The sequence below is a fragment of the Erwinia sp. V90_4 genome, from assembly GCF_029967685.1.
GTDB lineage: Bacteria > Pseudomonadota > Gammaproteobacteria > Enterobacterales > Enterobacteriaceae > Erwinia > Erwinia aphidicola.
The window spans coordinates 57387-79269 of the sequence record NZ_JASCAQ010000061.1 but is presented as its reverse complement, the minus strand read 5'-3'; the positions used below and the strand labels follow the sequence as shown (position 1 = coordinate 79269).

Annotated in this window: 22 protein-coding genes; 10 read left to right on the top strand and 12 right to left on the bottom strand. The window is 53.1% G+C overall.

Annotated features, from left to right (window positions below):
- The first annotated feature begins 142 nt into the window (after positions 1-142).
- The gene (locus QLG07_RS18275) at positions 143-1159 is read left to right on the top strand and encodes a glycosyltransferase family 9 protein (RefSeq protein ID WP_048914233.1); all 1017 of its coding nucleotides are present in this window, start codon (positions 143-145) and stop codon (positions 1157-1159) included.
- Here QLG07_RS18275 and QLG07_RS18270 read toward each other — a convergent pair.
- Genes QLG07_RS18270 through rfaQ form a run of 3 tightly spaced genes read right to left on the bottom strand, consistent with a single transcriptional unit; the run spans position 1149 to position 4447 of the window.
- Positions 1149-2246, bottom strand: coding sequence for a glycosyltransferase (locus QLG07_RS18270; RefSeq protein ID WP_282469843.1), 1098 nt, complete (start codon positions 2244-2246; stop codon positions 1149-1151). The two genes, QLG07_RS18275 and QLG07_RS18270, sit on opposite strands and share 11 nt — an antisense overlap.
- A 3-nt stretch (positions 2247-2249) precedes the next feature.
- Positions 2250-3377 (bottom strand): glycosyltransferase family 4 protein, encoded by a 1128-nt coding sequence (locus QLG07_RS18265; RefSeq protein ID WP_282469842.1) that lies wholly within the window; start codon positions 3375-3377, stop codon positions 2250-2252.
- Positions 3374-4447 (bottom strand): putative lipopolysaccharide heptosyltransferase III, encoded by a 1074-nt coding sequence (rfaQ, locus tag QLG07_RS18260; protein WP_282469841.1) that lies wholly within the window; start codon positions 4445-4447, stop codon positions 3374-3376. The genes QLG07_RS18265 and rfaQ overlap by 4 nt, the downstream gene beginning before the upstream one ends.
- Positions 4448-4607: 160 nt before the next feature.
- Here rfaQ and QLG07_RS18255 point away from each other — a divergent pair, with 160 nt between their 5' ends.
- Both QLG07_RS18255 and QLG07_RS18250 read left to right on the top strand, forming a co-directional pair.
- Positions 4608-5567: a polysaccharide deacetylase family protein gene (locus QLG07_RS18255; protein WP_282469840.1), complete on the top strand. Its 960-nt coding sequence runs from the start codon at positions 4608-4610 to the stop codon at positions 5565-5567.
- 1 nt (position 5568) lies between these two features.
- Positions 5569-6672 (top strand): glycosyltransferase family 9 protein, encoded by a 1104-nt coding sequence (locus QLG07_RS18250; RefSeq protein ID WP_282469839.1) that lies wholly within the window; start codon positions 5569-5571, stop codon positions 6670-6672.
- On the opposite strand, the gene QLG07_RS18245 is transcribed toward QLG07_RS18250, so the two are convergent.
- From QLG07_RS18245 to rfaD, 6 genes are read right to left on the bottom strand one after another with little or no spacing between them, the layout of a single operon-like run.
- Positions 6669-7652, bottom strand: a complete 984-nt coding sequence (locus tag QLG07_RS18245) for a glycosyltransferase (RefSeq protein WP_282469838.1) — start codon at positions 7650-7652, stop codon at positions 6669-6671. The genes QLG07_RS18250 and QLG07_RS18245 overlap by 4 nt on opposite strands.
- A 2-nt stretch (positions 7653-7654) precedes the next feature.
- A complete protein-coding gene (locus tag QLG07_RS18240) occupies positions 7655-8929 on the bottom strand; it encodes an O-antigen ligase family protein (protein ID WP_282469852.1) in 1275 nt (424 codons plus the stop codon).
- On the bottom strand, positions 8913-10082 hold the full coding sequence (locus QLG07_RS18235) for a glycosyltransferase (RefSeq protein ID WP_282469837.1): 1170 nt from the start codon (positions 10080-10082) through the stop codon (positions 8913-8915). Before QLG07_RS18235 ends, QLG07_RS18240 begins: the two co-directional genes overlap by 17 nt.
- Entirely contained in the window at positions 10079-11047 is a 969-nt protein-coding gene (gene rfaC, locus QLG07_RS18230; RefSeq protein ID WP_187497058.1) for a lipopolysaccharide heptosyltransferase RfaC, read from the bottom strand. The genes QLG07_RS18235 and rfaC overlap by 4 nt, the downstream gene beginning before the upstream one ends.
- Positions 11048-12094 (bottom strand): ADP-heptose--LPS heptosyltransferase RfaF, encoded by a 1047-nt coding sequence (gene rfaF, locus QLG07_RS18225; RefSeq protein ID WP_048914242.1) that lies wholly within the window; start codon positions 12092-12094, stop codon positions 11048-11050. It lies immediately after the preceding gene.
- A 14-nt stretch (positions 12095-12108) separates the two neighbouring features.
- Complete coding sequence (gene rfaD / locus QLG07_RS18220) at positions 12109-13041, bottom strand: ADP-glyceromanno-heptose 6-epimerase (protein WP_099754394.1); 933 nt, start codon at positions 13039-13041, stop codon at positions 12109-12111.
- Between the two features lie 230 nt (positions 13042-13271).
- On the opposite strand from rfaD, the gene kbl reads away from it, so the two are divergent.
- A complete protein-coding gene (gene kbl / locus QLG07_RS18215) occupies positions 13272-14480 on the top strand; it encodes a glycine C-acetyltransferase (RefSeq protein ID WP_282469836.1) in 1209 nt (402 codons plus the stop codon).
- Positions 14480-15508, top strand: a complete 1029-nt coding sequence (gene tdh / locus QLG07_RS18210) for an L-threonine 3-dehydrogenase (RefSeq protein WP_282469851.1) — start codon at positions 14480-14482, stop codon at positions 15506-15508. The genes kbl and tdh overlap by 1 nt, the downstream gene beginning before the upstream one ends.
- A gap of 98 nt (positions 15509-15606) precedes the next feature.
- Here tdh and QLG07_RS18205 read toward each other — a convergent pair whose 3' ends face one another.
- Positions 15607-16512 (bottom strand): divergent polysaccharide deacetylase family protein, encoded by a 906-nt coding sequence (locus QLG07_RS18205; RefSeq protein WP_282469835.1) that lies wholly within the window; start codon positions 16510-16512, stop codon positions 15607-15609.
- Positions 16513-16514: 2 nt separating this feature from the next.
- On the bottom strand, positions 16515-17822 hold the full coding sequence (gene envC / locus QLG07_RS18200) for a murein hydrolase activator EnvC (RefSeq protein WP_048914246.1): 1308 nt from the start codon (positions 17820-17822) through the stop codon (positions 16515-16517).
- 305 nt (positions 17823-18127) lie between these two features.
- Between envC and QLG07_RS18195 the strand changes: the two genes are divergently transcribed.
- From QLG07_RS18195 to cysE, 5 genes are all read left to right on the top strand, one after another.
- Positions 18128-18559 carry a rhodanese-like domain-containing protein gene (locus QLG07_RS18195; RefSeq protein ID WP_048914247.1) on the top strand — a complete coding sequence of 144 codons (432 nt, stop codon included), beginning with the start codon at positions 18128-18130 and terminating at the stop codon, positions 18557-18559.
- A gap of 33 nt (positions 18560-18592) precedes the next feature.
- Positions 18593-18844 (top strand): glutaredoxin 3, encoded by a 252-nt coding sequence (gene grxC, locus QLG07_RS18190; RefSeq protein WP_048914248.1) that lies wholly within the window; start codon positions 18593-18595, stop codon positions 18842-18844.
- An 82-nt stretch (positions 18845-18926) separates the two neighbouring features.
- Positions 18927-19394 carry a protein-export chaperone SecB gene (secB, locus tag QLG07_RS18185; protein ID WP_048914249.1) on the top strand — a complete coding sequence of 156 codons (468 nt, stop codon included), beginning with the start codon at positions 18927-18929 and terminating at the stop codon, positions 19392-19394.
- On the top strand, positions 19394-20413 hold the full coding sequence (gene gpsA / locus QLG07_RS18180; RefSeq protein ID WP_048914250.1) for an NAD(P)H-dependent glycerol-3-phosphate dehydrogenase: 1020 nt from the start codon (positions 19394-19396) through the stop codon (positions 20411-20413). Before secB ends, gpsA begins: the two co-directional genes overlap by 1 nt.
- Positions 20414-20477: 64 nt before the next feature.
- A complete protein-coding gene (cysE, locus tag QLG07_RS18175; RefSeq protein ID WP_282469834.1) occupies positions 20478-21299 on the top strand; it encodes a serine O-acetyltransferase in 822 nt (273 codons plus the stop codon).
- An 87-nt stretch (positions 21300-21386) separates the two neighbouring features.
- On the opposite strand, the gene trmL is transcribed toward cysE, so the two are convergent.
- Positions 21387-21860 (bottom strand): tRNA (uridine(34)/cytosine(34)/5-carboxymethylaminomethyluridine(34)-2'-O)-methyltransferase TrmL, encoded by a 474-nt coding sequence (trmL, locus tag QLG07_RS18170; RefSeq protein ID WP_099754397.1) that lies wholly within the window; start codon positions 21858-21860, stop codon positions 21387-21389.
- Positions 21861-21883: the final 23 nt, after the last annotated feature.

The following is a 21883-nucleotide window of genomic DNA, read 5'->3' as shown; positions in this document are numbered from 1 at the left end:
GCCCAGGCAACACCCGTTGCCGCTGGCGGTAAGGAGGAAATATTCAATGGATGAGGAGTACTCAGGGGATGGTAACGCGCTAATCGCGCCTTAAATCGATTATGTATATCTGGCGCACCTGTGCGCTGCAGGTTAATGAGTAATGAAGAATATTTTAGTGATACGCCGGGATAATATCGGCGATTTGGTTTGTACAACTCCGCTGATCGAAGGGATAAAAACGGCTTATCCTGAGGCTAACGTCTATCTGCTGATCAACACCGTTAGTCAGGACGTGGTGAAAAATAATCCGCATATTACCCGCACCTTTATTTACCGCAAGGCGAAGCACGCTGCGGGGAGATCCGCCAAGCTGGGGGTCTATTTTGAACGCCTGAAAATGTTTATGCAGCTGCGGCGCATTCATTTTGACGCCACCATTCTTGCGAATCCCGTTCCTTGTAAATACAGCCTGCGTCTGGCGAAAATGGCCGGTGCAAAGCATATTATTGGCGCCGATACCGGTGACAAAAGCATCACTGTGCCTTACCGCCGTGCGGATTTTCGCGGTGAGCATCAGGTTGAGCAGACCTTCAGCTATCTGTCAGCGATCACTGACCAACAGATTGCCATTCCGCCCGTGCGCATTTGGCTCACCGAGCAGGAGCGCGAGCATGCCCGGCAACGTATTGAACAGCTTCAGCCAGGGCAACCGATTGGGCTGGCTGTGCACATCAGCAGCCGCAGTCCGAAACGGCGTTGGCCGCTGGAGCGCTATGTCGCCATTATTCAGCAGTATCTGCAGGAAAACAGCGGAAGTGTACTGATCTTCTGGTCGCCGCAGGGCACGCTGGCGCCGGATGATGTTGGCGATCGGCACCGCGCCGAGCAGGTACTGGCGGCATGTCATAGCCCGCGTGTTTCACTCTATCCTACCGCTTCCGTGCGTGAGCTGGTTGCAGCGTACGAGCAGTGTGCGCAGGTGCTATGCAGTGATGGTGGGCAGATGCATCTGGCCGCAGCGATGCAGAAAAAGCAGGTGGTGTTTTTTGGTGATACTGACCAGAAATCATGGCGTCCGTGGTCGGGTGAGTCGCAAATACTGCAGACCTCATCAGGTGATTGTGTCGATGTGAGTGTTGATGAGGTCTGGCAGAAATTGGCACGAATTAATCCTTAAGCGAAAGATATTGCTGACAGATGGGCTGCAGATCGTAGCTCATCAGCCGTTGGCGATTGATAACTGGGGGGTTCTGCCAGATATTAGCCATCACTTGCGCCAGTGATTCACTGCTCAACTCTGAAAGCGCGTTGCTCATGCCCGCACGTTCCAGAATTTCTGCAGGTCCCCCGGGGCAGCGTGTACTGGCAACGGGGGTACCACATAGCAATGCTTCGACCAGCACGTTGCCAAAGCCTTCGCTATCTGAACTGAGTACCAGCATCCCGGCATGTTTGATCAAGGGATAGGGATTAGCCTGGAAACCCGCAAAAATGACGCGATCGTTGATGCCCAGTTTTTCAGCCAGCTCTTTAACTGATGCTATCCGCGCTTCATCGCCTGTCCCTGCCAGCACAAGTTTGGCCTCAATCCCTGACCCGGCATAAGCCTTTAACAGACGATCGTGGCGTTTTGTCGGGTGAAAACGACCTACATGGACGATATAGGGCTCTTTTGTCAGAGAAAAGGGCTGTTCTGCCTGAGCAAGCAGATGGGCGATATCAAACGGGTTATTGATCACCGCCAGCCGGCGCGGCGATATCGAGAGCCTAGTTTGCAAATCATCCGCCACGGCCTGTGAGACGGCAACAATATTCTTTCCCTGATAAATTCGGGCTATTTTTCGCAGCTTGATCCAGCGATCGATACCTTTACGGTGACCGAGATACGAAGTGGAGAGTATGCCGTGAATGCAGTACCACATTTTTTCCGGCGACAGATTTTTACAACGAGCAACGATGCGATCGGTTTTGTGCAGGTGCGAGAAGACCAGATCGAAACTTCCTGCCTGCATTTCACTGGCGGCAATTGCACGATCCAGACCGGCTGCCCGACGTTTCAGTTCAGTCAGTTTACGCCACGGTACCTTGCTATCACTCTCCACAACCTGATAATCAATCCCCTCAGGAAGAGCGTACTTGCAGACATTACGCAGGGAAAACAGAGTAACCTGATGTCCCATCTTCTGCATGCCTTCGCAGAGCGTCAGCACCACTTTTTCAGCCCCGCCACCCGGCAGTCCATCGATAATCATCAAGATACGCATGGTTTAATCCAGAATGTGTTGATAAAGAGCAACCAGCTGCTGCGACAGGCGCTGAGGGGATGAACCGATCACGCGCGCTCGGGCATGATTGGCCATCTCGCTGCCAACGGCGTGGTCGGGGAGTGACATCACTGCATCACGCAGCGCGGAAATGTCCAGCGCATCGCAGACATAGCCATTTTTCCCTTGCTCAATAAACTCGCTGCCACCACAGGTGGTCGAGGTGATCACGGGTAATCCACAGGCCATGGCTTCCAGAATGACATTGGGGAAGGGATCATAGAGCGTTGGCAGTAATAAACCGTCAGCGGCCTGATACCATGGGCGCGTCTCCTGTTGCATACCCGCAAAGATAATCCGTTCGCTGCAGCCCAGTTCGCTGGCCAGTGACTGATACTGTTTTTCCGCCTTATCTTTGCCAACCACTACCAGATAGCGGTTGGTGCCAGCGACCGCTCTGATGGCGGCGGCCAGCCCCTTACGTTCAAAGCCAGAACCGACATAGATCAGAATGGTGGCATTAAGAGGAAGACCCAGTTTGGCACGCAGCTTACTGCGTTCCACTTCGCTGACTGGAACAAACTGGGTAGTGCTGATGGCATTGTAGATGACATGGATCTTGTCGCCAGCAACGCCAAAACGCTCAATGATTTCGTCTTTCACCATTTGCGCGTTGCAAATAACGGCCTTAAGCTCCTTTGCCTGATACATCTCGCGTTCGGCATGCATCACGTAGCGGTGATAACGATTACTCATCAGCAGCTTCTGACGCCATGCAGGAAGGATAAGCGAACGTTGTTCCAGCCAGCGCTGATGAACACCATCACCGGCACGATAAATATCACAACCGGCAATGCGCTCGTGGCTCTGCACGATATCGAATTTCTCACGCTGCCAGATTTTTCTGGCTGCATCGGCAAAGCCACGCTCGCGACTGATGCGGCCCCATTTAAACGGATCGCAAATATGCAGATGCCAGTTAGCCTGGCGTTCGCCCTGCCACTGACGGGTGATGACATTGAGATCCATCGCCTGATTATCCAGCGCCTCAAGTGCGCGAGAGATAAAGCGCTCCGCTCCGCCATCCGGGCGGTATTTCTGGCGAACAATGGCCAGCCGAATCGGTTTCATGCCAGTAATTTCCTCGCTGCACTGAGCACAGTTTCCACTGGAATGGCATCCAGGAAACGTTCTGTGGTTTTGGTATCGACAGCATCTGGATCGGGTAGGGGAGCAAAGTCGCCAGCCCAGATTACCTCACCTTTTACCTGCCATGGCCGCCAGAAGACTAACTTTGACGGGCCAAAAAGCGCGATACAGGGGGTTTGCAATGCGGCGGCCATGTGCATGGGTACGGAATCCACACCAATAAATAGCCCGGCCTCATCTATCAGCGCCGCCAGTTGGTTTAGCGTCAGCTGACCGGCCAGGGAGATAACATTCTGCCGGGATGAGAGTAGGCCCTCAATCTGACTGACCATCGCCAGCTCTTTTTTATCGGGTCCGGAAGTCAGCACAATAGTATGGCCATCATTCTGCAATAACTGGATAACGGCGGCCATTTTCTCCTCGCTCCAGCATTTGAAAAACCAGCGCGAAGTAGGCTGTACCACGATATATTTCGTTGCGCCATTGATCTGCTCGCGCACTTTAAGGCGATCGCTTTCGGCGTAATACATACCAACGGTAGTGTCGGTGGAGGGCAATTTTAACGGGGCAAGTAGCGACAGATTCTGTTCTACGGTATGCAGAGTATTATGTGTCTCTGTTGGGACTAAATGCGAATGACAGCGGCGCCATAGCGCGCCCTGACGTTTTGGAAAATCAAAACCAAGCCGCACCGGGGCACCGGTAAAGCGTGTAATCAATGCACTGCGCCACTGGTCAGCAAGATTCACCACCAGATCGTAACGCTGCTTTCTCAGCGTTTTCAACAGCTGCCACTCCTGGCTGACCTGAAAGCGAATGCCCTGTTTTTTCCACGTACGGTCTATTGCATAGACCTGATGAATATCAGGATGATGCGTAAGCATGGCGCGGGTTTCTTCATATAGCAGTACGTCCACAGTGGCATCGGGCCAGGCTGCTTTCAGCGAGCGGATAACCGGAGTGGTTAAAAGCATATCGCCATGGTGACGAAACTTGATCACCAGAATGCGGGCAACAGGGTGGGATGAAAGCGGCAGGTCCTGATTTGTCATACTCGATCACTGTTTAGTAAACCAGTTGCTGATTCTAAAGCAGTGGCTGGGACGTGGCTAGCATCATGGCCACCTGGCTGTCTGGGGGGAGAATAACTTTGCGCAATTGCCGCTGGCTACGTAACATAACGGGCAGATAAATCTCACTGCAGGAAGGAAAATGGCTAAGCCCGCGTTTATCATCACCATCGATACCGAAGGCGATAACCTTTGGCAAAACCATGACCGTATCACAACGGAAAACACCCTTTTTCTGCCTCGATTCCAGCAGCTTTGCGAGAAGTATTCCTTTAAACCCACATGGCTGACCAACTATGAAATGGCGGTTGATCCCGCCTATGTCGAATTCGCGCGCGATGTGATTGCCCGCAACAGTGGTGAAATCGGGATGCATCTGCATGCATGGAACAGCCCTCCGCTACACGACCTTACCGGAGATGACTGGCGGCACAAGCCCTATCTGATTGAGTATCCTGCAAAGGTTATCAGAGAAAAGGTTAGCTATATGACTCAGCTGCTTGAGGATACTTTGCAGGTCAAGATGCGCAGCCATCGTGCCGGCCGCTGGGCATTCAATGAGTATTATGCTCAGCTGCTGATTGAGCTTGGTTATCAGGTTGACTGCTCTGTTACCCCACGCGTGAACTGGGCATTTTCTCCGGGGGACCCAAAAGGTCAAGGTGGGACTAACTATCAGCATTTCCCCGACTGCGCCTATTTTATCGACGAACATGACATAGCAAAAGCGGGGCAGTCGCCCTTGCTGGAAGTGCCGATGAGCATCCGCTATAAGCATTCGTCCTTAATGAACGCCGTCAAGCAGGGTTACGATCGCCTGCGTGGCAAGCAGCGTAGCCCGTCGGTTCACTGGCTGCGCCCGATGGGGGGCAATGTTGCACAGATGATTGATGTCGCTGAGAAAACGCTGGCTGACGGCAGCGATTATGTTGAGTTTATGCTGCACTCCTCAGAGTTTATGCCGGGTGGTAGTCCGACGTTTAAGACGAACGAACATATTGAGACATTGTATGATGATCTTGAGGCGCTATTTGAATGGCTGCAACACCGGACGCTGGGAATGACGATGTCAGAATATTATCAACAGAAAGTGAATAGATAAAATGTCGAAGAAATGGAAAGTTGATCTCACTAACTGGTTTTTAACACGTTATTTAGCAAAGCATGGACGTTTACAGAAAGTTGAAACGTTCAATAGTAGTATGCAATTTGATAATATTGTTATTTTCTCGACGACAGCCTTAGGCGATTTTATGTTCAATACGCCGGCGATGCGTGCAATACGCGAACGCTTTCCTGATGCACACATCACGCTGGTTGCCCATAAAAAAAATACTGAGCTGGTTGAGAATGGTCGAGACTATGACCGTGTTATCTATTGGGATAATAAAATTAAGAGTCTGAAAAAATTACTCGTTTCATTGCGGGAATATCAGCCTGATTTAGCGGTGATCCTTCATTCTCATCTTCCTTATGACGTTATCGCAGCAGTAATGGCAGGTGCGAAGTATATTATTCGCGATAACTATAGTTCTGGGATAAGCGGCCTTGAAAAATGGCTGACAAACTACGTTTTCCATTATTATGGTCACTTTATCCGCCGAAAATTGGAGCTAGTCTCTATCCTTGGCTGCCGCATTGACGATCCGAGGATGGAAATCCCGGCACCTTTTCCTCCGGGAATAAAAGATCCTGCCAGCATCACAATTGGTTTCCAACTTGGTGCCTCTACAGAATCTCGCTGCTGGCCAGTCAGCCATTATGTTGCACTGGCAGAAATGCTTTTCACTAGGGTAAAAAATGTAAAGTTAGTCTTGATTGGCGGAAGTTTAGACCAGCCTAAAGCTGAACAATTTTTACAGCAGATAAGTGAAAAAACGCGAACTGTAGTTGACGATCGGATAGGAAAAACGGGGTTGCAGCAGTTGATAAGCTTGATAGACAGTTTTGACCTGCTTGTTACTGGTGATACCGGGCCATTGCATCTGGCGGTGGCATTGAAAGTCAAAACTATCAGCCTTTTTGTTACTGCAGATCCGCGTTCTACAGGCCCGATTCAGGATAACGAACTTCATCGTATCCTTCATCAATCCCGCACGGGCTTCACCTTGCCGTTAGAGGCCGAAGGCCCGGTGGGAGTGATTCAACCCCTAACAGTATTTAATGAGCTAACTTCCCACCTTCAAATTCCTATCCAGCCAGGCTAACCGGATTTAAGCTTCAGACGGATACTTGATAACAGGGTATCCGTTTGTGGAAAACGCATCTGCCACCTTTTTTTGCACCGTACTGATGTTCCCTGGCACAGCCGGGCCGCTTCCTTAAGAATGGCGATGGTCTGTTCTTCATAAAAGTAGTATCCATAGACTCGCTTGGACATGCTTTTTACTTCGTTAAAGCAATTAACGATCATTTCTGCTGCCAGGTTTTTAAGTGCCTGATTATCTGGTTCTCTCGCCGCGAATATTAGCATTTTTTTCATGGCAAAGAGCATATCTTCAATATCTTTAGGCTTTACATTACGGGTAATGCCCTGACTGTTATCGCGATAAAAGTAAAGAGTATGTTCAAGATGCACGATGTTTTGTGTTTTAAAATAAATGAAAGGAGTGAAAATGACATCCTCATAGCGGCGTCCGGTAGCGAAGCTCTCACCGTCCAACAGAGTTCGCTTGTAAATTCGGTTCCACAGATGCCACATCGATTTTTTAAACAAAGGCTCCAGGCAGCTTAGTCCATATTTTTCAAAGTTATAGACTTCGTATGCGACGTCTGCACTCTCAGGAATGACATTCGGTTCAACTGTAAAACGCTGATAGTTGAAGTCAATGAGATCGCAATCACCTGATAACATAAACGGGCGAAGCGTTTTCATATATCCTTTGCTTAATCTATCATCACCATCCAAAAATGTGAGGTATTTTCCCTGCGCATGCTTAAGGCCAACGTTGCGTGCATGTGCTATTCCACCATTTTCCTGCGAGATGAATTGCACATTAGTGTGAGAAACGTTGTTTACAAACTGTTGGACCACACTTGCTGAATTGTCTGTTGAACCATCATCAATAAAAATAACTTCAACATCATCCTCAATTTGGCAGTAAAGCGAATGTAGAGTGCTGGCTAGAAATTCTTCATTATTGAAGAAGGGTATGATAATGGTCAATAATGGCGTCTGAGTTTGCATAGTCAGACCATCATCTCTTGGTTTATATCTTTAGTTGATAGAATGCTTGCAATAATTGCCAGGGCGAAGATAACAGTGCATTCGGTGCTGAAAAATAGCACATCACTCAGGCCATATATAATGAGTGAAAGAGTAACACCGAGCAGCATAACATTTCTCTGCGGTTTAAATGAAAGAGTCAGTAGACTACAGTAGATAAAAAGTAACAAGCTAACTCCCCAAATGCCTCTTAACGACCATGTCTCAAGTATTTCATTATGCAAATGAACGGTTAGGTATCGTTTGACGTTGTTTAACCGAGGTTCGTGATGGATGATGTTTAAAGCTTCTGCAGCACGATGCTCAGCAGATTGTCCAAAAGGTGCTTCATTGCCGGTGCGGATAGCAACGATCTGCATCCAGACTCGCGAAAAAACTGAGTTGTCTAATTTTGTATTATCAATCGTCGCCAAATTTCTATGAAAATCATTAATGCGTTTATCAATTTGGCTATTAAATATAACACTAGACGCGATAAGAAGTAGTGGAAATGAAATCAATATAATTAATTTTTGACGAGAGTTGAACAATCCCTTTGTCGCAATAATAGATATCAGAATAAGAACAGGATAGGCTAGCATGGCCGCACGCGTGCCTGTAAGGATCAACATGGCAAAAGTGAATAAAAATGCACTTAGGTAAAGTAAAATTCGATGTCGATTACGTAACATCTTAATCGACTGCATCATAACAAGATTAATTGCCGTCATAAAGTATGCAACAATGGTTGCACGATCATAATTGAGCTCTATGCGGCCATGGTTCTTCCAAAGCCCTTGATAAATCGCGTAGAGATTCACCGTTATCCCCACAATTATTCCTACAGCAATAACGTATTTTTTGATATTTAGTTGCTCATTTAATGCAATGAGCATGATGAATGCTGCAGCAATTTGCAGTCTTGCTGTCGACATATAAGAGCGATAAATGTCAATGTAATCACCTGGCTGTTTGTATACTACCAACCAGAATATCGTCGCAATTCCAAATAAAAAGAATGATGAAGCAAAAATAAGGTTGAACTTGTTGTTGGTATAGTATTTCAGGTTAAAAATGAAAGCAAAGAAAGCGATGTAGCTACTCAGATAAAATAGGTTTTTCCCTGCGCTAAATCCAAAGGGGGTTGTTAAAAATGAAGCTGCGCATCCGATATAAATAAAATAACTAAATACGGGCTGTGGGGCTTTTATTATCAACGTGCCGTTGTTGATTTTACTCACATTATTTTGTTTCAACATAAGAATATAATGTCTCATCAAATTCTTTCTTAAATGAATCATAGTCGAAATTATCAGCAGCATAGCAGCGTACATTCTGACTAATCTCTTTCAAAGCAACGGGATCCATAAACTTCTCAACGGCATCTGCACAAGAAATCGGTGACAATAGCCTTGGTTGCACCAGTGCATCGCTGACAGGGTCGTAGACTTCATGAGGAAACTCAACCAAAATATCAGTTGACCGCTGATGTTCTTCAATTGTCACGGTAGGCGTAATGCCCAATCCACAGATGCCATCTTTCACCGCTTCTGGCTGACCATCGACCATTGGGTAAATCACCGGCACACCGTAATAGAGTGACTCCATACAGGAAAGGCCAAAAGGTTCTGTTACTGGAGTACTTATGTAGACATCGATACGGTTGAAAAAATCCGCTACATTCTGCTGGAAGCCGCTGAATGTTATCCGATCGCCCAGCTGCAATCTTTCCGCCAGTGCGACAAATGCGTCTTTGTCTGGCCCTTTACCTGCTATCTCCATAGTGACATCGTGGCCACGCCGCAACAATTCCTGCATCATCTGCAGGGAAACGCTGATTCCCTTGAGGGTGACCAGACGTGAAGCACTACCTAATCTTAAAGTAGTACTGGCAGGCTTTTCCATGGCGGATATATTTTCTGGTGGTTTGACCCGGTTAGTCACCACCTGATTGGGGCACGGTAGGTTGAACCTTAATTGCATTACACGTTTTGAGGCGTAAGAGGCAGAAATTACGCCATCCAGCATGGAAAAAAAACGGAGTGTCTTTGGGCTACGCGCATAACGCCATGAACACCCATGATCATAATAGAGAAGTTTTCCGCGCTTAGGTTTTTCTGCCAGTCCTGGAATTAAATCCCAGACGATAATGACATCCGCATCAGCGCGGAAAATCTTCCATTGCAGCAAATATTTACGCAAGAATTGTGGGCAACGCAACGACCATGAATTAATCATGCGGGTAGCAAATGTCACTTCTTGTTGCGGCATTTGCTGTTTGATTTCCGCACCTATTTTGCCACTAATACAAATCACGCTATTACTGTCATCTGAAGTTTCATTTATATACTGCAGAAAAAGACGCTCTACGCCACCCATCTTCTCCAGGTTAATAATGTGAAGTTTTTTCATGACGCTACCTGCTGTAATGTATTCCATACCTGACTGGCACTAATCCCCGCCATCTCCTTCCCCGTTTCCGGGCGCAGTACATACTGATTCTTGCCATAACCGCCAATCAACCCCGGGTCCGTCGGGCCATAAAGGGTAATATTCGGCCGATCGAGGGCGGCGGTCAAGTGGCTAAGGCCGGTATCAACCGATACCACCGCACGCGCACCAGCCAGCGTGCGGGCAACCTGTTCCAGCGTCAGCTTAGGCAGGACCTCAACAAAGTCGAAGCCCTCGGCCAGCCTGAGTGCGCGCTGATGCTCATGCTCGGCACCCCAGGGCAATTTAATCTTTAGGCCTGAAGGCTGCATCAATCCGATCAGCTCACGCCAGTGGCTTTCCGGCCAGTGCTTATTATCGCGCGTGGTGGCGTGTAAAAACACCAGGTACTGGTTGGCATCAGCGGGCAGTTCAGCGGTGAAGTGCTGGGCAATGGCGTAGTCACCGGTAGTGGTGGGCAGGTCGTAACCAAGACTTTTGGCGAACAGTTCGCGGGTACGCTGCACCGCGTGCTGCTGCTTGCTGATTTCGTAACGCTTATCGTACCACCAGCTGGCAAATGGCTCGCGTGCGCTATTTCTGTCTGCGCCGTGTTTGATACCTTTCGCCAGGCGCGTCACCAGCGCGGCGCTTTTAATCAGCCCCTGGGCGTCAATCACCGCGTCATATTCCCGCGACTGCAGTTCGCGTTTGAATGCGACCCGCTCTTCACGCACCTGGCTACCGAACCAGTGCTTACGCCAGCGGCGGATGGCAACAGGTAACACGCGGTCGACCGCCGGGTGCCAGGAAGGGATCTGGGCAAAGCCCTCTTCCACCACCCAGTCAAAGCGAATACCGGGAATGGCGTGCATGGCGTCAGTTAACGCCGGCAAAGAGTGAAGCACATCCCCCATGGAGGAGGTTTTAATTATCAGAACCCGCATTCAGACTCCAGGCCGGGGGCAAAGCGTTTCCAGCTCGGTCAGGACGCGTTCTGGAGTAATATCAATCAGGCTCTGGTGATAGCCTTCGGCGGCATCACCTTTACGCACTTTATGGTAACCCGTAATCAGGCGGATCACGCGTGCTTTATCGGAAAGTGGTGGGGTGAAATCCGGGCTGCTTGGGCCATACAGCGCGATCAGCGGGCGGTCGAGCGCGGCGGCGATGTGCATCAGCCCCGAGTCATTGCTGATCACGGCATGGCAGGCAGCCAGCAGAATGACTGCCTGTTCCAGCTGGGTTTTCCCGGCCAGATTACAGCAGTGCTGGCGTGACTCTTCAGCCAGCGAGGCGAGGATCGCTTCGCCGGTCTCAGCGTCTTTCGCCGAACCAAACAGCACCACCTGGTAGCCCTGATCGATCAGGCGCTGCGCTAGCGTGGCGTAGTGGTAGTGTGGCCAGCGTTTAGCCGGACCGAATTCAGCGCCGGGGCAAAAACCAACGATCGGGCGCTGCGGGTTAAGGCTGAATGCGGCAACGGTCGCCTGCTTCTCATCTTCCCCTACCGCCAGCTTAGGCCACAGCAGCGGCTGCGGTAGATCTTGCGCGCGCTGAATACGCGCCTTGTCATAGCCAAGCGCGACATAACGCTGCACCATCAGCGGAAAAGCCGCTTTATCCAGCACGCGGACATCATTCAGCAGCCCGTAACGCATCTCGCCGCGCCAGCCGGTACGGCGGGGGATGGCGGCGAAGAAGGGCACCAGCGCAGATTTAAATGAGTTTGGCAGTACGTAAGCACGCTCATAGCCGGCGGCACGCAGCGACTTGCCCAGACGACGGCGCTCGCCAATTTCCAGCGCGCCGTGGCCGAGCGGCATGGACAACGCCTCGTTCACTTCCGGCATGCGTGATAGCAGAGGACGGCACCACGCGGGTGCCATCACATCGATTACGGCGTCAGGATTTTCGGCCTTCAGGGTGCGATAGAGACTTTGCGACATCATCATATCGCCGACCCATGACGGGCCGATTACCAGAATTTTCATCGCCGGAAGGCCTCTTACGCGTTACGGTTCAGCCAGGCCATATACTCTGCCACGCCTTCGGCGACGGTTTTAAACGGCTTGTCATAGCCTGCCGCACGCAGTTTGGTCTGGTCCGCCAGGGTAAACGCCTGGTAGCGGCCTTTCAGTTTTTCCGGGAATGGAATGTATTCGATTTCACCGCTCTGATGATATTTCAGGGCGGCGTCGGCCACTTCCTGGAAAGATTCGGCGCGGCCGGTACCGCAGTTAAAGATGCCGGAGACCCCATTTTCCCAGAACCACAGGTTTACGGAGGCCACGTCTTCCACGTAGATGAAGTCGCGCTTAAAGCCGTCGCTGCCTTCAAACAGCTTCGGGTTCTCGCCGTTGTTCAGCTGGGTATTGAGGTGGAAGGCGACGCTCGCCATGCTGCCTTTATGGCCTTCACGCGGCCCGTACACGTTGAAGTAGCGGAATCCGCACACCTGAGACTGCGCCTCCGGCAGGATGTTACGCACGTAGTGGTCGAACAACATTTTCGAGTAGCCGTAGACGTTCAGCGGCTCTTCATACTGGCGCTCTTCGATAAAGTCAGCGTTGCGGCCGCCGTATGTGGCGGCGGAAGAGGCGTACAGGAATGGAACCTGATGCTCCAGGCACCAGTGCAGCAGCTCTTTCGAGTACTGGTAGTTGTTATCCATCATGTATTTGCCATCCCACTCGGTGGTGGAAGAGCAGGCGCCTTCATGGAAAATGGCTTCCACATCACCGAAGTCTTCATCGGCGAGCAGTGAAATCAGAAAATCTTCTTTATCCATGTAGTCGGCAATATTGAGATCCGTCAGGTTGGCGAATTTAGTGCCGTCTTTCAGATTGTCGACCACCAGAATGTCGGTGTGACCCTTATCATTCAGCGCTTTAATGATGTTGCTGCCAATAAATCCAGCGCCGCCGGTAACGATAATCATGAGCTTTAACCCTAATACAGTGGGGTGAAACAGGAGGTTTCACACGCTAATGGCTCTTATCATAACATCTCATTGCGCCCTCGACAGCCAGAGGAGTCCGTAACCCCCGCTGCTCAGCGTTATTTTCCGTGAGTTATGCTGCAAAATTCACATTCCCCCGCGTGGTTGTTCAAGCCTGTGCTTCACTTTCAGTAATCTGTATCGCAAAAAATGATTTCTGGAGGATAAAGGTGAGTCAGGAATTCTATCAACAGCTTAAAGGAGAGTTGGCCCGCGCTGAACAGGAAGGGTTGTTCAAGCGTGAGCGGCAGATTATCAGCGAGCAGCAGGCGGAGATCGTGCTGGCGGATGGCAGCAGGCTGCTGAACTTCTGTGCCAATAACTATCTTGGCCTAGCGAATCATCCCGCCTTAATCGCCGCGGCGAAAACAGGCATGGATACCCACGGTTTTGGCATGGCCTCGGTGCGTTTTATCTGCGGTACGCAGGACAGCCATCGTCAGCTGGAGCAGCAGCTGGCGGCGTTTCTCGGCATGGAAGATGCCATCCTCTACTCCTCCTGCTTTGACGCCAACGGTGGGCTGTTTGAGACGCTGTTAAGCGAGCAGGATGCGGTGATTTCCGATGCGTTGAATCACGCTTCGATCATTGATGGTATCCGCCTGTGTAAAGCGCAGCGCTACCGCTATGCCAACAACGACATGGCGGAGCTGGAAGCGTGCCTGCAGCAGGCGCAGGCGGCCGGAGCGCGCCATATTTTGATCGCCACCGACGGAGTGTTCTCCATGGATGGCGCGATCGCCAACCTGCGCGGCGTCTGTGACCTGGCGGAACACTACAAGGCGCTGGTGATGGTAGACGACTCGCATGCCGTCGGCTTTGTCGGCGAGCAGGGGCGCGGCAGCCATGAACACTGCGACGTAATGGGGCGGGTAGATATTATCACCGGCACCCTGGGTAAAGCGCTTGGGGGCGCCTCAGGTGGCTACACGGCGGCTAAAAAAGAGGTGGTGGAGTGGCTGCGCCAGCGCTCGCGGCCTTACCTGTTCTCTAACTCGCTGGCGCCCTCAATTGTTGCGGCCTCGATTCAGGTGCTGAATATGCTGGCGGACGGGCAGGGCTTGCGCCAGCGCCTGTGGGACAACGTGCGCTATTTCCGCAGTGCGATGAGCGCGGCGGGCTTTACCCTGGCCGGGGCCGATCATGCCATTATCCCGGTGATGCTGGGCGAAGCGCGGCTGGCGCAGGAGTTTGCCAGCCGCCTGCAGCATGAAGGGATTTACGTTACCGGCTTCTTTTATCCGGTGGTGCCAAAAGGAGAGGCGCGTATTCGCACCCAGATCTCCGCCGCGCACAGTCAGGCGCAGCTGGAACGTGCCGTAGCGGCCTTTGTGAAGGTGGGCCAGGAACTGGGCGTGATTGCCCAGCGGGAGGCATGATGAAGGCCTTAGCCAAGCTGCACGCTGAGCCGGGGATCTGGATGATTGAGGATGCGGCAATCCCGGAGCCGGGCCATAACGACGTGCTGATTAAAATCCGCAAAACGGCGATTTGCGGCACCGACGTGCATATTTACAACTGGGATGAGTGGTCGCAGAAGACTATTCCGGTGCCGATGATCACGGGCCATGAATATGTTGGAGAAATTGTTGCGCTGGGCCAGGAAGTGGCTGGCTTTCGCATTGGCGACCGCGTGTCCGGTGAAGGGCATATCACCTGCGGGCACTGCCGCAACTGTCGCGGTGGCCGCACGCATCTGTGCCGCAATGCGATTGGCGTCGGCGTCAACCGACAGGGCTGCTTTGCCGAGTATCTGGTCATCCCGGCGGTGAACGCCTTCAAAATCCCCGATAACATTCCTGACGATCTGGCGGCGATTTTTGACCCGTTTGGGAATGCGGTGCATACCGCGCTCTCCTTTGATCTGGTCGGCGAAGATGTGCTGATCACCGGTGCCGGGCCGATCGGGATAATGGCGGCGGCTATCTGTCGTCACGTTGGCGCCCGGCACGTGGTGATCACCGACGTTAACCAGTATCGGCTGGATCTGGCGCGCAAGATGGGCGTCACGCGGGCGGTGAATGTCAGCCATGAAAATCTGCCGCAGGTTATGGCGGAACTCGGCATGACGGAAGGGTTTGACGTCGGGCTGGAGATGTCCGGCGTACCGGACGGTTTTCGCGCCATGCTCGACGTGATGAACCACGGCGGGCGCATCGCTATGCTCGGTATCCCCCCTGCCTCAATGGCGATCGACTGGAATCAGGTGATTTTCAAAGGGCTGTTTATCAAAGGGATCTATGGCCGGGAGATGTTTGAAACCTGGTATAAAATGGCCGCACTGCTGCAGTCCGGGCTGGATCTGACCCCGGTGATCACCCACCGCTATCCGATTGCTGCCTTCCAGCAGGGCTTTGATGAGATGCGCTCCGGGCATTCAGGGAAAGTGATCCTCGACTGGGGCTAATTCAGACAGGGCCGACCCGAAAGCGGTCGACCTCTACCTTATTATGCATATCAGTGAGTTGTAGGGGCTGACTGAAAAAAGGTCGGCCTTTACAGCGGCTATTTCCCGAAAAGGTTTTTCTTCAGGCTCTGCACCAGCGGGCTGTTGCTGATGCTGTCAGCGATCACGCTCAGCGCACGTGTGGCCGGCACGGGTTTAACCGTCACCTTGCACACTTCTGCGCCGCGGAACGGATTACGCGGCTGCGGTTTTTCTGCCGGCAGCGGGCGATTGCTGCCGCGCTGCGGCTCGTTTAGCAGCTGGCTTGGACGCACCAGGGTAATATCGGCGGGCAGCGTCGGCAGCATCTGCTGCAGCACGCGCACCGTGGTCGGGTGCGGGTGGCCAATGGCGATCGCGGAGCCATCGCGCTGCGCCAGGCGTACTGCTCGGGTAAACTGCTGGCGGATATCGGCCTCATTCTGCGTATCGTCAAGGAATACGCGGCGCTTGATCACCTTCACGCTGGTGCCTGCGGCGGCGCGGGTTGACTGGCTGTTGCCGATGGTCATGCTGTCAAGGAAGTAGAAATTGTAGCGATCGAGCACCTGCATCACTTTCTGCATTCCCGGCAGGCTGGAGGTCATCGCGCTACCCATATGATTGTTTAGCCCAACGGCAAACGGCACATCGGCGACGGCCTCACGCACGATGCGCGCAATCTCCTCGCTCGACATGTCCGGGCGCAGCGTGTCTTTTTCCAGCGGCTGTTTGCTAAGGGGGGCCATCGGCAGGTGGATCAGCACCTCGTGGCCGCGCTGGTGGGCTTTGGTCGCCATCTCACGGGCGTGCGGGGCGTTGGGCAGCACCGCAACGGAGATGGCTGCAGGCATCTGTAGTACCTGATTTTCCTGCGCCGGGCGATAGCCGAAATCGTCAATGACAATCGAAAGCTTACCGGCGTACGCCGGGCTGACCATCATGATGGCGACCAGCAGACCGCTGAGTTTTCGGTATTGAAACAAAACTATCTTCCTAACCACGGTAGTGGATTGACTGCCTGTCCCTGACGGCGGATTTCAAAGTAGAGTGACGGCGTGCCGCGCCCACCGCTGGTGCCGACCAGCGCGATAGGCTGTCCTGCACGGACCTGGGTACCTACGCTCACCAGCGCACTCTGGTTATAACCATACAGACTCATATCGCCTTTGCCGTGCTCGACCACGACCACCAGGCCGTAGCCCTGCAGCCAGTCGGCCATCAGCACGCGGCCATCGGCAATCGCTTTAACTTCGGTGCCTTCCGGTGCGTCGATGACCAGTCCTTTCCAGCGCAGTTCTCCCTGCAGCTGCTCACCGAAGCGGTGTTCAATACTGCCGCGGATTGGCCAGACCATCTGACCGCCCGGCCGACCAAGGCCGCCGGTGCGCGACATCAGCGACCGCTCGCTGTCGGTCGGTTTGTAGGTGGTGCCTTTGCTCTTCGCCTGCGCCTCACGCTGGCGAACTTTTTCAGCCTCGCGCGCTTCACGTTCCGCCCGCGCCTTAGCTTCACGTTCGGCCCTGGCGATTTTATCCTGCAGGCGGCTTTCGTTCTGACGCAGCTCAACCAGCTGGGCCTGATCTTTCTCCAGCGAGGATTCGAGCGTGGTGATGGTTTTCTTGCGCGCCTGGCGAGCGCTTTCCAGCTTCGCCTGCTGCGACTGCTGCTGTGCTAATAGCGACTTCTGCTGAGCCTGCTTATCCACCAGGCTGGCTTTCTGCGCAGAGAGATCGCTGCGCGTTTGCTTGAGGTCTTCAATCGATTTCTGGCGCGCCTCATTGAGGTAGCCGAAATAGGCCAGCATACGTTCGCTGCGCTGGCTCTCTTCATTGCTGAGGATCAGCTGCAGCCCGCTGTGCTGACCCTGGCGGAAAGCGGCATCCAGCTGCTCAGCCAGAATTGATTCCTGCTGGGTCTGCTGCTGCTGGAGTTGAGTAATGGAGGCGTTAAGCGCGGAAATCTCTTTATTCAGCGTGGTGAGGCTGCTCTGCGTATCGCGCAGCTGGCGGCTAGCCTGGGCAATGACCTTCTCCTGGCTCTGCAGCTGGTCAAGGAGCTGGCTGCGCTGCTGCTTTTGCAGCCTGACGCTTTTCTCTTTTGCCGCGATATCCTGTTGAATACTTTGCAGCTGAGACTTGTTGTCTTCTGCCGCGAGAGCGGAAAAAGAGAACAGCAGGGCGCTGGTACAGAGTACCCCGACTGCCAGATTGGACATGCTTACGCGCAGTGGCAGGGCAGCAGCCTGCTGTTTACGCGGGGTCCATGAATGTAACACTGTCGCTTTTTCCCTCATAGCCCCGGATTATTCCACGATGAACAGCAGCTTACCAGCCATCTCGCGCTGGTTTTCTATTACTGACGGTAACATTTCCGCCAGATCCGATGCCACAAAAAGCCCCGATTGCACAACAATTCGCCGCTTAAGAACGCAGCGTCGCCATCACAGGATAGCTGCTTTCACTTAAGGCAACTTTTTTTTGTAATCTGTCGCAGAAAACATCACTCTGAGGCTCTACGCGACTGTACATGGCACTCCTGGCAGGTATACTCAGAAGCCTTGTTTTAGCTTATTAACCCTTTCGGGAGTTGTTACCCCTCATGCAAGATATTATGCAGTTCGCAGGCAATCACACCATTTTAGCTCTGGCGTGGGTTGTTCTGCTGGTTTTGGTGATCGTGACCACCGTTAAGGGCATGTTCTCCAAGGTAAAAGTAATTAGCCGTGGTGAAGCAACCCGTTTAATTAACAAAGAAGAAGCCGTGGTAGTGGACGTGCGTGGGCGCGATGATTACCGCAAGGGCCATATTTCTAATGCGATTAATGTGCTGGCCGCAGATATCAAGAAAGGTAGCTTCGGCGAGCTGGAAAAATATAAAGCCCAACCGCTGATCGTGGTGTGTGCTACCGGCACCTCCGCATCCGATTCTGCGGCGCAGCTGAATGCTGCAGGCTATGAGCAGGTTTACGTGCTGAAAGAAGGCGTATCCGGCTGGAGCGGCGATAATCTGCCGCTGGTGCGCGGTAAATAAACCGCGCGCAATAACGATTACTGGAGGGCCACCATGGCTAACGTTGAGATCTACACCAAAGCAACCTGTCCTTTCTGCCATCGGGCGAAAGCACTACTGAGCCAGAAAGGCGTGAATTTCAAAGAAATTCCAATTGACGGGAATGCTGACCTGCGTGAAAAAATGATTGAACGTAGCGGCCGGACCACGGTGCCTCAGATTTTTATTGATGCACAGCACATCGGCGGCTGTGACGACCTGTTTGCACTCGACGGTCGTGATGGCCTTGAACCGCTGTTAAAATAAGGGAAGGCTGCGCATCTGGCGCACACTGCCTGACTATTGCTGCAGCTCAATAACGGATTATTAACCAATAGGATTACGTACCATGTCAGAACAGAACAACACCGATATGTCTTTCCAGATCCAGCGTATCTACACCAAAGATATCTCTTTCGAAGCGCCTAACGCGCCACAGGTTTTCCAGAAAGAGTGGGAACCGGAAGTGAAACTGGACCTCGACACCGCGTCAAGCCAACTGGCTGACGATGTGTATGAAGTGGTACTGCGCGTCACCGTGACCGCAACCGTCGGCGAAGACTCTGCGTTCCTGTGTGAAGTACAGCAGGCAGGTATCTTCTCTATCGGTGGTATCGAAGGCACGCAGATGGCTCATTGCCTGGGCGCTTACTGCCCTAACATTCTGTTCCCGTATGCACGTGAGTGCATCACCAGCCTGGTATCACGCGGTACTTTCCCGCAGCTGAACCTTGCACCGGTTAACTTTGACGCGCTGTTCATGAACTATCTGCAGCAGTCTGAAGGTGAAGGTGCAGCACAGCAGCAGGACGCTTAATGCGTAGCCTTCATGCTTCTATGAGCGTCATCGGTGCCGGCTCGTACGGCACCGCTTTGGCGATTACGCTGGCGCGTAACGGCCATGACGTGGTGCTGTGGGGGCATAACCCGCAGCACCAGGCGCAACTGCAGGCCGACCGCTGTAACACCGCTTTCCTTCCCGATGTCCCTTTCCCCGCTACGCTCCACCTTGAAACCGACCTCGCTGCGGCGATTGCGGCCAGCCGCGACCTGCTGGTGGTGGTGCCAAGCCACGTGTTTGGTGACGTGCTGCAACAGATTAAGCCGCATCTGCGCGCTGATTCGCGCATTGTGTGGGCTACGAAAGGTCTGGAAAAGGAGACGGGCCGCTTGTTGCAAGACGTGGCGCGTGAGATCCTCGGTGACGATATTCCGCTGGCGGTGATTTCCGGCCCGACTTTCGCTAAAGAGCTGGCCGCTGGCCTGCCAACGGCGATTGCGCTGGCAGCGACGGACACGCAGTTTGCCGAAGAGCTGCAGCAGCTGCTGCACTGCGGTAAAAGCTTCCGCGTGTATAACAACCCTGATTTTATCGGCGTGCAGCTGGGCGGAGCGGTGAAAAACGTTATCGCTATCGGCGCTGGCATGTCGGACGGTATTGGCTTTGGCGCCAATGCCCGCACCGCGCTGATTACCCGCGGGCTGGCCGAAATGAGCCGCCTGGGTGCCGCACTGGGTGCAGATGCCACGACGTTTATGGGCATGGCCGGGCTGGGCGATCTGGTACTCACCTGTACCGATAATCAGTCGCGTAACCGCCGTTTCGGCATGATGCTGGGGCAGGGTGCCGATGTTGAAGGCGCACAGGCCACGATTGGGCAGGTGGTGGAAGGATTCCGTAATACCAAAGAAGTGAAGGCGCTGGCTGCACGGTTCGGCGTGGAAATGCCCATTACCGAGCAGATTTATCAGGTGCTTTACTGTGGTAAGAATGCGCGTGAGGCGGCAACCAGCCTGCTCGGGCGCACAAGGAAGGACGAAAACAGCGGGAGCTGACCGGGTTCATCATATTGTGATGCTGGCGCCCAGACGGGCGCTATTTTTTAATGGGGAGTGAGCCATGCCGTGTGTAGAGCCTGAACTGATCTGGGAGAACATCAAAACGGAAGCGCGTGCGCTGGCCGATTGTGAACCGATGCTGGCCAGCTTTTACCACGCCACTCTGCTCAAGCATGATGACCTGGGCAGCGCGCTGAGCTATATGCTCGCCAACAAGCTGGCTAATCCGATCATGCCGGCAATCGCCATTCGTGAGGTGATTCAGGATGCTTATCGTCAGGACCCGTCGATGATCATCTCAGCGGCCTGCGATATTCAGGCGGTACGCCAGCGTGACCCGGCGGTGGATAAATACTCCACGCCGCTGCTCTACCTGAAAGGCTTCCACGCCCTGCAGGCCTATCGCATTGGCCACTGGCTGTGGAATGAGGGCCGCCGTGCGCTGGCAGTTTACCTGCAGAACGAAATCTCCGTCTCCTTCGCGGTGGATATCCACCCGGCAGCGACCATTGGTCGCGGCATCATGCTGGACCACGCCACGGGCATCGTGGTGGGTGAAACGGCGATCGTCGAGGATGATGTCTCGATCCTGCAGTCGGTCACCCTGGGCGGGACCGGCAAAACCAGCGGCGACCGTCATCCAAAGATCCGCGAAGGGGTGATGATCGGCGCCGGTGCGAAGATCCTCGGCAATATCGAAGTGGGGCGCGGCGCGAAGATCGGCGCCGGATCCGTGGTGCTGCAGCCGGTGCCGCCGCACACTACCGCGGCGGGGGTACCGGCGCGTATTGTCGGCAAGCCGGGCAGCGATAAGCCATCCATGGATATGGATCAGCATTTTAATGGCATGGTGCCGGGCTTTGAATTTGGTGACGGGATTTGATTTTGCGGGTCGATCGTTGATCGACCCCTACCTTAACTACGTGTCCGCTGCGGTGACTGCGCGCTGGCCGTATCCAAACTAGCTGCATCAGCCTTTCAACAACGCGCCTGCGTAATCTAACTGCCGCCACGCCTCATACACCACCACCGAAACTGCATTCGACAAATTCATGCTGCGGCTGTCCGCCATCATCGGGATGCGGATTTTTTGCTGTGCCGGCAGCGCATCAAGAATGCTGGCGGGCAGGCCGCGCGTTTCCGGGCCAAACAGCAGGTAATCGCCCGGCTGGTAGCTGACAGCGCTGTGGGCAGGGGTTCCCTTGGTGGTGAGTGCAAAAAGCCGCTGTGGGGCCTCTGAGGCGGCGAAAGCGTCATAGCTATCGTGATGCTTAATCGCGGTGAATTCATGGTAGTCCAGCCCGGCGCGGCGCAGCCGTTTATCATCCCACGCGAAACCGAGCGGTTTGATTAAGTGCAGTTGAAAGCCGGTATTGGCGCACAGGCGAATGATATTGCCGGTGTTCGGCGGGATTTCGGGTTCAAACAAGACGATATTAAGCATGAAAGCGGCCCTCAGGAACGAGG

Excerpts from the sequence above, each read along its gene's own strand:
- QLG07_RS18275 (WP_048914233.1), top strand. The coding sequence starts at position 143 with ATGAAGAATATTTTAGTGATACGCCGGGATAATATCGGCGATTTGGTT.
- QLG07_RS18270 (WP_282469843.1), bottom strand. The coding sequence starts at position 2,246 with ATGCGTATCTTGATGATTATCGATGGACTGCCGGGTGGCGGGGCTGAA.
- QLG07_RS18265 (WP_282469842.1), bottom strand. The coding sequence starts at position 3,377 with ATGAAACCGATTCGGCTGGCCATTGTTCGCCAGAAATACCGCCCGGAT.
- rfaQ (WP_282469841.1), bottom strand. The coding sequence starts at position 4,447 with ATGACAAATCAGGACCTGCCGCTTTCATCCCACCCTGTTGCCCGCATT.
- QLG07_RS18255 (WP_282469840.1), top strand. The coding sequence starts at position 4,608 with ATGGCTAAGCCCGCGTTTATCATCACCATCGATACCGAAGGCGATAAC.
- QLG07_RS18250 (WP_282469839.1), top strand. The coding sequence starts at position 5,569 with ATGTCGAAGAAATGGAAAGTTGATCTCACTAACTGGTTTTTAACACGT.
- QLG07_RS18245 (WP_282469838.1), bottom strand. The coding sequence starts at position 7,652 with ATGCAAACTCAGACGCCATTATTGACCATTATCATACCCTTCTTCAAT.
- QLG07_RS18240 (WP_282469852.1), bottom strand. The coding sequence starts at position 8,929 with ATGTTGAAACAAAATAATGTGAGTAAAATCAACAACGGCACGTTGATA.
- QLG07_RS18235 (WP_282469837.1), bottom strand. The coding sequence starts at position 10,082 with ATGAAAAAACTTCACATTATTAACCTGGAGAAGATGGGTGGCGTAGAG.
- rfaC (WP_187497058.1), bottom strand. The coding sequence starts at position 11,047 with ATGCGGGTTCTGATAATTAAAACCTCCTCCATGGGGGATGTGCTTCAC.
- rfaF (WP_048914242.1), bottom strand. The coding sequence starts at position 12,094 with ATGAAAATTCTGGTAATCGGCCCGTCATGGGTCGGCGATATGATGATG.
- rfaD (WP_099754394.1), bottom strand. The coding sequence starts at position 13,041 with ATGATTATCGTTACCGGCGGCGCTGGATTTATTGGCAGCAACATCATT.
- tdh (WP_282469851.1), top strand. The coding sequence starts at position 14,480 with ATGAAGGCCTTAGCCAAGCTGCACGCTGAGCCGGGGATCTGGATGATT.
- envC (WP_048914246.1), bottom strand. The coding sequence starts at position 17,822 with ATGAGGGAAAAAGCGACAGTGTTACATTCATGGACCCCGCGTAAACAG.
- QLG07_RS18195 (WP_048914247.1), top strand. The coding sequence starts at position 18,128 with ATGCAAGATATTATGCAGTTCGCAGGCAATCACACCATTTTAGCTCTG.
- grxC (WP_048914248.1), top strand. The coding sequence starts at position 18,593 with ATGGCTAACGTTGAGATCTACACCAAAGCAACCTGTCCTTTCTGCCAT.
- secB (WP_048914249.1), top strand. The coding sequence starts at position 18,927 with ATGTCAGAACAGAACAACACCGATATGTCTTTCCAGATCCAGCGTATC.
- gpsA (WP_048914250.1), top strand. The coding sequence starts at position 19,394 with ATGCGTAGCCTTCATGCTTCTATGAGCGTCATCGGTGCCGGCTCGTAC.
- cysE (WP_282469834.1), top strand. The coding sequence starts at position 20,478 with ATGCCGTGTGTAGAGCCTGAACTGATCTGGGAGAACATCAAAACGGAA.
- trmL (WP_099754397.1), bottom strand. The coding sequence starts at position 21,860 with ATGCTTAATATCGTCTTGTTTGAACCCGAAATCCCGCCGAACACCGGC.